This is a genomic window from Amycolatopsis sp. NPDC043887 (genome assembly GCF_056435665.1).
In genome coordinates this window covers 525,659-537,827 of record NZ_JBWKEB010000002.1, presented here as the reverse complement: position 1 = coordinate 537,827, position 12,169 = coordinate 525,659, and the positions used below count along the sequence as shown (strand labels likewise).

General features: G+C 69.7%; 12 protein-coding genes. 8 read left to right on the top strand and 4 right to left on the bottom strand.

Going from position 1 to position 12,169, the window contains the following annotated elements:
- The first annotated feature begins 46 nt into the window (after positions 1-46).
- Complete coding sequence (locus tag AC069H_RS07685) at positions 47-346, top strand: thiamine-binding protein (protein WP_005167823.1); 300 nt, start codon at positions 47-49, stop codon at positions 344-346.
- Between the two features lies 1 nt (position 347).
- Here AC069H_RS07685 and AC069H_RS07680 read toward each other — a convergent pair whose 3' ends face one another.
- The gene (locus tag AC069H_RS07680; RefSeq protein WP_478231720.1) at positions 348-764 is read right to left on the bottom strand and encodes a hypothetical protein; all 417 of its coding nucleotides are present in this window, start codon (positions 762-764) and stop codon (positions 348-350) included.
- A gap of 97 nt (positions 765-861) precedes the next feature.
- Between AC069H_RS07680 and AC069H_RS07675 the strand changes: the two genes are divergently transcribed.
- Positions 862-1,824: a tetratricopeptide repeat protein gene (locus AC069H_RS07675; protein WP_478231719.1), complete on the top strand. Its 963-nt coding sequence runs from the start codon at positions 862-864 to the stop codon at positions 1,822-1,824.
- Positions 1,825-2,022: 198 nt separating this feature from the next.
- Here the strand turns inward: AC069H_RS07675 and AC069H_RS07670 are convergent, their stop codons facing one another.
- Positions 2,023-3,492: a neutral zinc metallopeptidase gene (locus AC069H_RS07670; RefSeq protein ID WP_478228523.1), complete on the bottom strand. Its 1,470-nt coding sequence runs from the start codon at positions 3,490-3,492 to the stop codon at positions 2,023-2,025.
- Between the two features lie 138 nt (positions 3,493-3,630).
- On the opposite strand from AC069H_RS07670, the gene glgP reads away from it, so the two are divergent.
- Together glgP and AC069H_RS07660 are read left to right on the top strand one after the other, a co-directional pair.
- Entirely contained in the window at positions 3,631-6,171 is a 2,541-nt protein-coding gene (gene glgP, locus AC069H_RS07665) for an alpha-glucan family phosphorylase (protein WP_478231718.1), read from the top strand.
- A 104-nt stretch (positions 6,172-6,275) separates the two neighbouring features.
- Positions 6,276-7,109 (top strand): hypothetical protein, encoded by an 834-nt coding sequence (locus AC069H_RS07660; protein ID WP_478231717.1) that lies wholly within the window; start codon positions 6,276-6,278, stop codon positions 7,107-7,109.
- Between the two features lie 4 nt (positions 7,110-7,113).
- Here the strand turns inward: AC069H_RS07660 and AC069H_RS07655 are convergent, their stop codons facing one another.
- Together AC069H_RS07655 and AC069H_RS07650 are read right to left on the bottom strand one after the other, a co-directional pair.
- Positions 7,114-7,509 (bottom strand): rhodanese-like domain-containing protein, encoded by a 396-nt coding sequence (locus tag AC069H_RS07655; protein WP_478231716.1) that lies wholly within the window; start codon positions 7,507-7,509, stop codon positions 7,114-7,116.
- A complete protein-coding gene (locus AC069H_RS07650) occupies positions 7,506-8,054 on the bottom strand; it encodes a cysteine dioxygenase (RefSeq protein WP_478231715.1) in 549 nt (182 codons plus the stop codon). The genes AC069H_RS07655 and AC069H_RS07650 overlap by 4 nt, the downstream gene beginning before the upstream one ends.
- Before the next feature lie 321 nt (positions 8,055-8,375).
- Between AC069H_RS07650 and AC069H_RS07645 the strand changes: the two genes are divergently transcribed.
- Genes AC069H_RS07645 through AC069H_RS07630 form a run of 4 tightly spaced genes read left to right on the top strand, consistent with a single transcriptional unit; the run spans position 8,376 to position 12,162 of the window.
- Complete coding sequence (locus AC069H_RS07645) at positions 8,376-9,188, top strand: ABC transporter ATP-binding protein (protein WP_126732852.1); 813 nt, start codon at positions 8,376-8,378, stop codon at positions 9,186-9,188.
- 55 nt (positions 9,189-9,243) lie between these two features.
- A complete protein-coding gene (locus AC069H_RS07640) occupies positions 9,244-10,023 on the top strand; it encodes an enoyl-CoA hydratase/isomerase family protein (RefSeq protein WP_005167845.1) in 780 nt (259 codons plus the stop codon).
- Between the two features lie 5 nt (positions 10,024-10,028).
- Positions 10,029-10,991 (top strand): methyltransferase domain-containing protein, encoded by a 963-nt coding sequence (locus AC069H_RS07635; protein ID WP_470276583.1) that lies wholly within the window; start codon positions 10,029-10,031, stop codon positions 10,989-10,991.
- A 1-nt stretch (position 10,992) separates the two neighbouring features.
- Positions 10,993-12,162 (top strand): class I SAM-dependent methyltransferase, encoded by a 1,170-nt coding sequence (locus AC069H_RS07630; RefSeq protein WP_478231714.1) that lies wholly within the window; start codon positions 10,993-10,995, stop codon positions 12,160-12,162.
- The last annotated feature ends 7 nt before the right edge of the window (positions 12,163-12,169 follow it).

Sequence of the window (12,169 nt, the reverse complement as noted above, 5' to 3'; positions counted from 1 at the left end):
CACCGGGTGTTATGCGTGGGAAAAGCGTCTGAACGAGGAGCAGAACATGATCGTGGCCTTCAGTGTCAGTCCGTCCGCGGCCGAGGAAGACGGCGGGGTCAGCGAAGCGGTCGCCCGTGCGGTGAAAGTGGTGCGGGAGTCCGGCCTGCCCAATTCGACCAACGCCATGTTCACGAACATCGAGGGTTCGTGGGACGAAGTGATGGACGTCGTCAAGCGGGCCGTCGAGGCGGCGGGCGAGGGTTCGTCGCGGGTCGGGCTGGTGCTCAAGGCCGACATCCGGCCGGGTTACGAAGGCCAGCTGACCGCGAAGGTGGAGCGCGTCGAGAAGCACCTGAGCGAATGAGTCAGGGGAGTGGCGGGGTGAACGAGACCAGCCACAGCCTGTCCTTGACCGTGATGGCCACCGGATAGCCGAAAGAACTGCCGTCGCCCAATTTTCCGCTGACGGTCGCCGAAGTCGGCGCGAGATCGTCCGGGGCGAACTTCACCGTGACGTCGTGGGCGCCACGGTCGGCCAGCGCGTCGATATAGGACTTCGCGAAGTCGCCCGCCGAAGCGGGCGGATAGTCGATGAGTTCGGAGAGGGCCTCGACGTCGTGTTCGTTGAGCGCGGCGGTGAGGGCCTCCCGGAGTTGCCCGGGACTGGCGACACCGGGGTCGGGTTGATGGGCGATCAGGACCGTGATGACGCTCACCCACGTGATGGCGATGGCGATCGCGACTGCCACCGTGGCCGTCCTGCGTGTCGGAATGTCGATCACCCCCTCGTGGCGAGCCTGCCGGAACGTGACCGTCCTGCCAAGCGGGCAGCCGGGGGCATGCGGTGAAACGCTCGGGGATGCGTGCCAGGATGGAACCGTGACACACCCACGCGGATCAGCATCGAAGACGGCGGCCCTCTCCGCCGCGCTTTCCGGCGCGGTCGACCTTTCCGCGCTCAAGGCGCGTGCCGAGGCGCCCCAGAAACAGCCTCCTGCCCCACCTCGCCCGACAGACGGTGCCACCCCCGCCGTGGGTGGCGCCGTGATCGACGTCACCGAGGCGACGTTCCAGGCCGAGGTCGTCGAGCGCTCCCTGCAGCAGCTGGTGGTCGTCGACCTGTGGGCCGAATGGTGCGGCCCGTGCAAACAGCTCAGCCCGGTGCTGGAGCGCCTCGCCGCCGAGTCCGGTGGTGCCTGGATGCTCGCGAAGGTGGACGTCGACGCCAACCCGCGCATCGCGCAGCTCTTCGGCGCGCAGTCCATCCCGACGGTCATCGCCATCGGCGGCGGCCAGCCGGTCGACGCGTTCTCGGGCGCGCTGCCCGAACCCGAGATCCGCAAGTGGCTCGGCTCGCTGCTCGACGCGCTGCGCGACCGGCTGCCGGGCATCAAGTCCGCCGAGCAGAACGGCGGCGGTGTCGAGGTGCCGGAGGATCCGCGGTTCACCGAGGCCGAAGAGGCCTTCGAACGCGGTGACTTCGCCGCGGCGCAGGCGGCCTACGAGCGCATCCTCGACGTCGAGCCCGCGAACGAGGAGGCCAAGACCGCGCTCGCGCAGGTCAAGTTCACCGCCCGCGCCGAGGCCGCGGGCCCGGACGCGATCGCGAAGGCCGACGCCGACCCGGCCGACCTCGACGCCCAGCTCGCCGCCGCCGACCTCGAAGTCGCGGGGCAGCAGCCCGAGGCGGGCTTCGCGCGGCTGATCGCCGTCGTGCGGCGTACCGCGGGCGACGAGCGCAACAAGGTTCGGGAGCACCTGGTGGCGCTGTTCGACCTGTTCGACTCGGCGGACGAGCGCGTCATGAAGGCGCGGCGGGATCTGGCGAGCGCGCTCTACTGAGGTTTCTTTCGGTACATGAAGGCCCCCTTCCTTGCGCCTGGCGCAAGGAAGGGGGCCTTCATGTACCCGGGGGCGTCCAGCCCGTGCGCTCCCGAGCCAGGTTTCGCCCCCGCCCGAACGCCATGAAAGGTCCTTTCCTTGCAAAATTTGCAAGGAAAGGACCTTTCATGGCACTTCAGGGAGCGGTGACCGGACCGATCAGCCGTACTGGGTCGAGCAGACCGACGAGCTCTCCAGGTAGCCCTTCCGCAGTGCCTCGATCCGCTCGAAACCGTTGTCCACGCGCTTGCCGTTGACGTCGGCCGAGACGAGGCTCTCCGGGCTCAGCAGGTCCGAAATGGCCTCGTCGAGGTCGCCGGAAGAAAGCCGCAGCGTCGCGCCGGGTACGGTGCTGGCCTTCGCCCACGCGCCGACCAGGCAGGCGGTGCGCAGCCCCGCGTTCGCGTTGTCGATCGACGCGCCGACACCCTTCTGGATGCCCATCGCGTACCGGGACGCGATTTCCGAGAACGCGGCGAAGTCGCCCTTGCCCTCGCTGTGCCCGCTTTCCCATTCCGCCTGCTGGTCGACCGGCTGGGCGAGTTCGCGCAGCTTGGCCATGTCGATGCTGACGGTGTTGTTCGACGGGCAGTACGACGCGGGCGGGGTGCTCGGGCCGCCGGGGCAGCTGCCGTTGCCGTCCTCGGTGATCTCCGGGCCAGGGACGCCGGCGCCCTCGAAGGCCTTGTCCAGGCTCTTCTTGAGGATCCCGACGACCTCGGCATTGAACTTCGAGTCGCCCTTGCCCTTGTCACCCTTGTCGAACGGGCGCTCGGTGATCCGCGCCTTGATGTTCTCCTCGTTCATCGCCGCGCATTCCTTCGGGCCCTTCTCGAACCCGACCTGGAACGCGTACGTGCGGTCGAACGCCGTGCCGTGCGCGCCCTGTTTGGTCGCGCTGGTGCCGGCCTGGTCGCGGATCAGGAACAGCGACGCCATGACCTGGTTGAGGCCCTCGGACGTGGAGACGCGGTAGAACTTGCTCTTGTCCTCGGCGACCCAGCGGAAGTAGCCGCCAGCGAAGCAGTCGGCCTGCTGCTCCTTGACGATCGACGGGGTGTTCTTCTTGATGCTGGCCTTCTCGCCGAGCCGGTACTGCACGGCGTGCCCGAGTTCGTGCGCGAGTACGACGGCGCCCGCCATCTTCCCGAACCGTTCGCGCAGCATGGGCAGCAGCACGCCGCGGTCCCACGCCACCAGGTCACCCGGCGGGCAGTAGAACGCGTTGACGAGCTTCTTGACGCTCCCGCATTCGGTCTCTTCGTTGTCGGTCTTCGCGCTGTAGGACAGCAGTGACTTCAGCGGCTCGTACGGCTGCCCGAAGTCGCGCGGCATGACCTCGGTCCAGTAGGCCTGCGCGTCGGCGATCGCGGCGATGGCGAGCTGGTCGTCTTCGGAGCCGTCCTCGTTGCGGACCTGCAGGTCCGGCTTGGGCGCGTTCGGCTTCAGCCCGCTCTCGAAATGCGTGACCGGCAGACCGGCGATGTCACCGGCGCCCGGCTGGCTGCCCTGCTGGCCGGTCGAGCCTCCCTTGTCGCTGCAAGCGCTCAGCCCGAGGGCCAGCACCGTCACGACCGCGATCAGAGCCGGGCGGCGTATACCCCGCGCTCCCCCTTGGATCATGTTCACTCGCTTGTCGTCAGGGCCCCGACCGGGCCGCGTACTCCGGCAAGCAGGGACCCTACCCAGCGCTTATGGCCCGCGTGCAGGTAATCCCCGAAGTGGGTCTTGAGCGGGGGAGGGGCGCTGCCGATATGGTCGCTCCTCATGAGAGCAGTCCGCCGGTTCACCGTCCGCGCGAGCCTGCCGGAGTCGCTCTCCGGCCTCGGTGACCTCGCCACGAATCTGCGCTGGACCTGGCACCCGCCCACGCGCGACCTGTTCGCGTCGATGGACGCGGAGCTGTTCAACCGCGTCCGCGACCCACTGCGGATGCTCACCGCCCTGCCACCGGCCCGGCTCGACGAACTCGCCGTCGACGACGCCTTCCTCGCCCACGCGCGCGAGGCGGTCGCCGATCTGGACCGCTATCTCGCCGAGCCGCGCTGGTACCAGAAGCAGGACGACGCCGACCTCCCGCCCGCCGTCGCGTACTTCTCCATGGAGTTCGGGGTCACCGAGGCGTTGCCGAACTACTCCGGCGGCCTCGGCGTGCTCGCCGGTGACCACCTCAAGGCGGCGTCGGACCTCGGCGTGCCGATGGTCGGTGTCGGGCTGCTCTACCGCGCCGGGTACTTCCGGCAGGCGCTGTCGCTCGACGGCTGGCAGGTCGAGCACTACCCGGTGATCGATCCGAACGCCTTCCCGCTGGAGCTCGTGACCGACGGCGGCAAGCCGGTGCTGGTCGACGTCGCGATGCCCGCCGGGCGCACACTGCACGCCCAGGTCTGGAAGGCCCGCGTCGGCCGGATCCCGCTGCTGCTCCTGGACACCGACACCGAGGCCAACGACGAGGACCTGCGAGCGGTCACCGACCGGCTGTACGGCGGCGACGCCGATCATCGCATCCGCCAGGAGATCCTGGCCGGGATCGGCGGCTTCCGCGCGGTGCGGCGCTACTGCGAGCTGACCGGGCATCCGCAGCCGAAGGTGTTCCACACCAACGAAGGCCACGCCGGATTCCTCGGGCTGGAACGCGCCCGCGAGATCATCCAGGCCGACGGGCTGGCGTTCGACGAGGCGCTGCCCGCCGTCCGCGCCGGCACCGTGTTCACCACGCACACCCCGGTGAGCGCCGGGATCGACCGGTTCCCCGTCGACCTCGTCCAGCGGTACTTCACCGACGGCAGGCTGGTCCCGGACGTCGACCCGCGCCGCGTGCTCGCGCTCGGCGCGGAGGACAACCCCGGCCTGTTCAACATGGCGCACATGGGACTTCGGCTCGCCCAGCGCGCGAACGGCGTCTCCGCGCTGCACGGTCGCGTGTCGCGGCGGATGTTCTCGCGGCTGTGGCCCGGGTTCGACTTCGACGAGGTGCCGGTCTCGTCGGTCACCAACGGCGTCCACGGGCCGACCTGGGTGGCGCGCGAGCTGAGCGCGCTGCTCGGGCGCAACCACGAGGAGCTGGGTCTCGACGGCGGTCAGGGCAAGCCGCTGCGGGACGGCGTCACCGACGAGCAGCTGTGGGCGCTGCGACGGGAGCTGCGCGAGAAGCTCGTCGCGGAGGTGCGGCGCCGGGTGCGGGCCGCCTGGATGCAGCGTGGCGCGTCCGCGCTCGAACTCGGGTGGACCGACACGGTCTTCGACCCGGACGTGCTGACCGTCGGCTTCGCGCGCCGCGTGCCGACGTACAAACGGCTCACGCTGATGCTGCGCGACCCGGATCGCCTGCGCGCGCTGCTGCTGGACGAGCGGCGCCCGATCCAGCTCGTCGTCGCGGGCAAGTCGCATCCGGCCGACGAGGGCGGCAAGCAGCTGATCCAGCAGATCGTCCGGTTCGTCGACGATCCCGAGGTCCGGCGCCGGATCGTGTTCCTGCCGGACTACGACATGTCCATGGCGCGCTACCTCTACCGCGGCTGCGACGTCTGGCTGAACACGCCGGTGCGGCAGCTGGAGGCGTGCGGCACCTCGGGGATGAAGTCCGCGCTCAACGGCGGCCTCAACCTGTCCATCCGCGACGGCTGGTGGGACGAGTGCTACGACGGCAGCAACGGCTGGGCGATCCCGACCGCGGACGGCGTCACCGACCCGCTGCGCCGCGACGAACTGGAGGCCGCCGCGCTCTACGACTTGCTGGGCCACCAGATCGCGCCGCTGTTCTACGACCGCGGCGCCGATGGCGTTCCCGGCGGCTGGATGTCGATGGTGTGGCACACGCTGGAGACCCTCGGGCCGCGCGTGCAGGCTTCGCGGATGGTGCGGGAGTACGTCGAATCGGGGTATCTGCCCGCCTCGCGCATGGTCGCCGAAGCCACCGGCGACGGATACCGCGGCGCGCTGTCGCTGGCCGACTACCGGACCAAATTGGACGTCTCCTGGCCGCGGGTGCGGATCTTCGACACCGAACTGCTCGTCGAGGACTCCGCGCCGATGGTCACCGGGACCGAGGTGACCATCCGGGCGCGGATCGACCTCGCCGGACTCGAACCGTCCGAAGTGGACGTTCAGGCCGTCGTCGGGAAGGTGGGTGACGGGGACGAACTGAGCGACCCCGTCACCGTCCCGATGTCGGGTGACGGGATCGGCGCGTTCGCGGCGCGGCTGAAACTGCCGCATCCCGGCTCCATCGGTTACACCGTCCGTGTGCTGCCGAAACACCGTCTGCTGGCCACGCCGGCGGAACTGGCGCGGGTCGTCCACGCTTAGGCCGGTACCGAACAAAAGAAACCGCCGATTCCTGATTTCCGCCGGACAATGCGGAACGGCCAGGTGAAATACACTTTGCCGGGCCCTTCCCGAACGGCGGAGGAATGGTGGCTTCGGCTAAGGAAACGAAAACATCGCGCAGAGCCAAGGACCGGCTGCACCATGTCCACGCCCGCGCCGGGATCCGGCAGGAGGGGCTGAGCCAAGCGCTGGGGCCGGAACTGCGGGGCATCTGGGGGATCGCCGAGGAGGCCGAGCCCGGCCGGGTGCGCGAAATCGTTCTTCTGCGGCTGAACCGCGTTCTCGAACGGTTCGCCGACCCGCTCATGCCCGAGATCGTCTGGACCGCCTACAACCTCGGCGTGGATCCGGTGCACGGCGGGGCGGGCATGGTCGGGCGGATCAGGACCATGGTCGGCCGTGGCCGGGTGCCGGTCTCCGAGCGGACCTGCACCCGGCGGTTCTACGACTTCCTGGGGAGCGTCAAGAACAGTCTCGACGGTTTCCAGGAGGACCTCACCGGCGAAGACTTCAGGCTCGCTTCGCGGTGGATCGCCGAGAACGTCCGCCCGGGACCGGAACAGCCCGGTGGCGCTCCGCGCGACCCCGTTCCCTCGGTCATGCGGATGTTCCTCGACGGCACGGTGTGCGGCCCGGCGGACGAAGCCGGCGCCCCGGTCCCGGCCCGGCTCGGCGCGCACGGCGACTGGCTCTGCGTCTTCACCGACGAGCGGTTGCTGGCCGAGTACCGCGCCGTCACCGGCATGGGCTGGGGCCGGATCCGGCACCGGACCGGCCGTGAGGTCGTGCTCGCGGCCGCCGGCCGTGCCGCGGCGACGGGCGTGCTGGTCAACCCCAGGCCGACGCGAGGCGCCGGGATCCACGCCGCGCTCCCGCTCTCCCCGGAGTCGGTCGCCAGGCTGGCGGTCCGCCGGTAGCGGTTCAGGGAATGGCGGGGGTGCCGCCCTCCCGGATCGGGAGACCCGCCGAACGCCAGGCCCGGAACCCGCCTTCGAGGTCGGTGGCACCCGGCAGGCCGAGCCGCTGCAGGTCGGCGGCGGCGAGGCTCGACGAGTACCCCTCGTTGCACACGACGATCACCGTCGAGTCCGGTTTCACCTCCGGCAGCCGCCATTCGCTGTCCGGCGCGAGCCGCCACTCGAGGTGGATCCGCTCGACGACCACCGAGCCGGGGATTTCGCCCTCTTCGGCCCGGTTGACAGACGGGCGGATGTCCACGATCAGGGCACCGTCGCGTTGCAGCCGCAGCGCCCGCTCGGGCTCCGCCCGGTCCAGACCGGACCGGGCGGTGGCCAGCAGTGCGTCGATCGCGCTCATCGGCCCAGTATCGGGGTGAGTGAGGGGATCTCGGCGGGAACGTCGGCGAGCGTGGCGTATTCGCGCGTCGCGACCAGCGGCGGCGAGTAGGCGTGGACGCTGGCGGCGGGCTCGGTGCCGATGCCGGTCACCTGGTGCGCCCGCCCCGCGCCGAAGCCGATGCCCTCGCCCGCGACGTGGGTGCGGCGCCGGACCGGGCCGCCGGGGTAGCGGTACTCCTCGCCGATCTCGCCCTGCAGCACGGTGAACGAACCGGAAGCGCCGCCGTGGTCGTGCGGTTTGGTCTGCTGGCCGGGCAGCCACGACAGCAGCCACAGTTCGACGCCGTCGGTCAGCGCGAGCCGCGCCCACCAGCGGTGATCGGGGTCGAAACGCAGCAGGCCGCGCAGGCCCGAGGTCAGCTCGGTGGTGACCGTGGAGGTCAGCTCGGCCAGTTCGCGGGACGTCCAGAGCAGGCGATCGGGGTGCAGCAGTTCGGGGAGCAGCGGATCGGCCAGCTGCGGGTGGATCTCGAAATCCTGGCGGGGCGTGATGGACGTGGTCACGGAGAGGCTCCTCGTGAAGGTTCGCGGGCGCGGAAGCAGGGCCGAGCGCGGCGCGACACGGGGTGCCGTCGGAAGAGGGGAACTCAGCCGTGTCGCGCGGTGGTACACCCGCACGAGGCGACGAGGAGCAGGTCGATGGTCCGGCGGCGCCAGAAAGAGCCCCCGATGACGGGGAAGGCGGCGGACACGGACCTGATCACGCCGTCGATGGTGCCACAGTGTCCCGCCAAGGGTCGCTTCGTCCCACTTCCTGGACCAGCCGCTTTCCACCGACCGGCGGCCCGGTGCACACACGCGCGCGAGTGCGGACACAATGGGCGCGTGAGCGAGCCGATCCAGCCCAGCGAACTTGACGACCTCGTGGTGAGGATGACCGGTGTCGGGGTCCGCCGAACAGGCAACGACCTCCTCGCCGACCTCGATTGGACCGTGGAACTGGACGAGCGCTGGGTGGTGCTCGGCCCGAACGGCGCGGGCAAGACCACCCTGCTCCGGCTGGCCGCGGCCGAACTCCACCCGACCACCGGAACGGTCGACCTGCTCGGCGACCGGATCGGCAAGGTCAACATCTTCGAGCTGCGCCCGCGGATCGGGTTCACCTCGGCCGCGATCGCCCAGCGTGTGCCGGGCGAGGAGCGCGTCGTCGACGTCGTGGTGAGCGCCGGTTACGCCGTCGTCGGCCGCTGGCGTGAGGAGTACGACAGCCTCGACACCGACCGCGCCATGGAGCTCCTGGGCGCCCTCGGCATCGCGCACCTGGCCGACCGCACCTTCGGCACACTGTCGGAAGGCGAGCGCAAGCGGACGCTGATCGCGCGTTCGCTGATGACCGACCCGGAGATGCTGCTGCTCGACGAGCCCGCCGCCGGGCTAGACCTCGGCGGCCGCGAGGACCTCGTCGCCCGCCTTTCGGAGCTGGCACTCGACCCCGAGGCCCCGGCCATGGTGCTCGTCACCCATCACGTGGAAGAAATCCCGCCGGGATTCACCCACGCGCTGCTGCTGCGCGACGGCCGCGCGGTCGCTTCCGGACTCGTGGACGACGTCGTGACCAGCGACAACCTGTCCAAGACGTTCGATCAGGACCTCTTGCTCGAACGGTCCGGTGATCGCTTCTTCGCCCGTCGCCGCTGACGGGTCGTACTGACCGGTAGCCTGCAATCTGTCTTGGACGGTTAAGGAGGACGGCGTGGGAGAGTTCGTAAGTCTCGAGGTCGAAGGCGGGGTCGGCACGATCCGGCTGGACCGCCCGCCGGTCAACGCGCTGAACAACCAGGTGCAGGCCGAGCTGGCCGAAGCGGCCCGTGAGGCCTCCGAGCGCGACGACGTGCGCGCCGTGATCCTCTACGGCGGCGAGAAGACCTTCGCGGGTGGCGCGGACATCAAGGAGATGGCCGAGCGCACCTACCCGGAGATCGCGAAGTTCGGCGCGGCGCTGACGGCGTCGCTGGCCACCATCGCGAACATCCCGAAGCCGGTCGTCGCGGCCATCACCGGCTACGCGCTGGGCGGCGGGCTCGAACTCGCGCTGACCGCCGACCGCCGGATCGCCGGCGACAACGTCAAGGTCGGCCAGCCGGAGATCCAGCTCGGCGTCATCCCCGGCGCCGGCGGCACGCAGCGCCTGGCGCGGCTCATCGGCCCGAGCAAGACCAAGGACCTCGTGTTCACCGGCCGTTTCGTGAAGGCCGAGGAGGCTCTCGCGCTGGGCATCCTCGACGAGGTCGTGGCGCCGGACGACGTCTACGCCGCCGCGCACAAGTGGGCCTCGCAGTTCGCGAACGGACCGGCCGTGGCGCTGCGCGCCGCGAAGGCCGCCATCGACGGTGGTCTCGACACCGACCTCGCGAGCGGTCTCAAGCTCGAATCCCACCTCTTCGCCGCGCTCTGGGCGACCGAGGACCAGCGCAACGGCATGAAGTCGTTCATCGAAAACGGTCCTGGCAAGGCCACCTTCGAGGGGAAGTAAGCGCGATGACGCAGGTGAACGATCCGGCGCCGAATCCGCACGCCACCGCCGAAGAGGTCAAGGCCGCCTTCGGCGACCCCAAGCTCGCCAACGTGCTCTACCACGACTGGGAAGCCGGGACCTACGACGAGAAGTGGTCCATCTCCTACGACGAGCGCTGCATCTCCTACGCGACGGACGTGTTCAACGCCGTCGCCGGTGAAGACGGCCAGCCGTACCCGACCGCGATGGAACTGGGCAGCGGTACCGGTTTCTTCCTGCTCAACCTGATGCAGGGCGGGGTGATCAAGAAGGGTTCGGTCACCGACCTCTCGCCGGGCATGGTGCAGGTCGCGCTGCGCAACGCCGAGAACCTCGGCCTCGACGTCGACGGCCGGGTCGCCGACGCGGAGCGGATCCCGTACGAGGACAACAGTTTCGACCTCGTCGTCGGGCACGCCGTGCTGCACCACATCCCGGACGTCCGCGCGGCGTTCGCCGAGGTGCTGCGGGTGCTGAAGCCGGGCGGACGGTTCGTCTTCGCGGGCGAGCCGACCAAGGTCGGCGACTTCTACGCGCGCAAGCTCGGCCAGATCACGTGGTACCTCACCACCAACCTGACCAAGCTCCCGGTGCTGAACGGCTGGCGGCGTCCGCAAGAGGAACTCGACGAGTCCTCCCGCGCGGCCGCGCTGGAGGCCGTGGTCGACATCCACACCTTCGACCCGTCCGAACTGGAGTCGATGGCCCGCGGCGCGGGCGCGCAGGACGTCCGCGCGGTCACCGAGGAGTTCGCCGCGGCGCTCGCGGGCTGGCCGATCCGGACCTTCGAAGCCGCCGTGCCGCAGGAGAAGCTGACCTTGCGCTGGCGTCTGTTCGCGTACCGGCTGTGGCTGCGGCTGTCCGCTTTGGACAAGAAGCTGCTCGCCAAGGTGCTGCCGCGCGAGCTGTTCTACAACGTGATGATCACCGGTACCAAGCGATCGTAGGTTGCCGTACCACTTCACCCTCGACGACGTCGCCTTCCTGCACTCCGGCGCGGGAAGCGCGGCGCTCGCCGAATGCTCGGCCCTCCCGCTGACCGACAAGACCCGTATCGCCGACGTCGCCGCCGTGCGCCGGATCGCCCCGGACCACGCGGCCGCGGTACTGGAAACGGTGGTGCTCCGGCGGAAGTCGTCGCCCAAACTGGACGCGGCGGGTTCATGGCTGTTCACCGGCGACGCCCTCCAGCAGGCCAGCGCCACGCTGGTCGCCCGGCACCGGGCCGCGCGGCTCGTTGGTCGTGACGTCCACGACGTGACGTGTTCCGTCGGCGCGGACCTGATCGAGATCGCCCGCGTCGCTTCGAAGGCGCTCGGCTCGGATCTGGACGAGATCCGCCTGGAGATGGCGCGCCACAACGCTTCCGAAGCCGGGGTTTCGCCGGCGTTGCTCAGGGCCGACGCCTTGCGGCCGGTCAGCCGGGCATCGGTCGTCGTCGCCGATCCCGCCCGCCGTGACTCCGCCGGGCGCCGGGCGTGGAAGCCCGCCGATTTCCTGCCGCCGCTGGACGGCTTGGTCGACGTCTATCCGGGACGCGAGCTTTCGGTCAAATGCGCGCCGGGCCTCGATTTCTCCATCGCGCCCTGGGCGGACGAGGTCGAACTGGTCTCTTTGGACGGCCAGGTCCGTGAGGCGTGCCTGTGGCGCGGAGTGGGCTCGACGGTGGCACGCCGGGCGACGGTGCTGCGTTCGGATGGTACACAGTGGACGGTCACCGACGCCGACCCCGACGAGATCCCCGCGTGTGAGCCGGGTGAATGGATCGTCGATCCCGACGGCGCGGTCGTCCGGGCCGGACTCGTGCGGCATTACGCGGCGCGGCACGGTTTGTGGCAGCTCGACGAGCGTATCGCGTACCTGACCGGGGACACTCCGCCGCCGGGAATCCGGGCGTTCCGGGTGTTCGAGCACGGACCGTACAGCGAGAAGAATCTTCGTGTATTGCTGAAAAAACACGATATCGGTCGTTTGGAGATTCTTGTCCGAGGTCTCGATATAGACCCGGATGCCTTGCGGCGCAAGCTGAAACCGCGTGGTGGTGAAGAAGCTACTTTGGTACTGACCAGAATCGGTCGTTCTGGAGTAGCGTTCCTTTGCCGCGCACAGCTGACGTGAGGAGCAT

Coding starts and splice junctions, on each gene's coding strand:
- AC069H_RS07685 (WP_005167823.1), top strand. CDS start 47: ATGATCGTGGCCTTCAGTGTCAGTCCGTCCGCGGCCGAGGAAGACGGC.
- glgP (WP_478231718.1), top strand. CDS start 3,631: ATGAGAGCAGTCCGCCGGTTCACCGTCCGCGCGAGCCTGCCGGAGTCG.
- AC069H_RS07660 (WP_478231717.1), top strand. CDS start 6,276: ATGGTGGCTTCGGCTAAGGAAACGAAAACATCGCGCAGAGCCAAGGAC.
- AC069H_RS07655 (WP_478231716.1), bottom strand. CDS start 7,509: ATGAGCGCGATCGACGCACTGCTGGCCACCGCCCGGTCCGGTCTGGAC.
- AC069H_RS07635 (WP_470276583.1), top strand. CDS start 10,029: ATGACGCAGGTGAACGATCCGGCGCCGAATCCGCACGCCACCGCCGAA.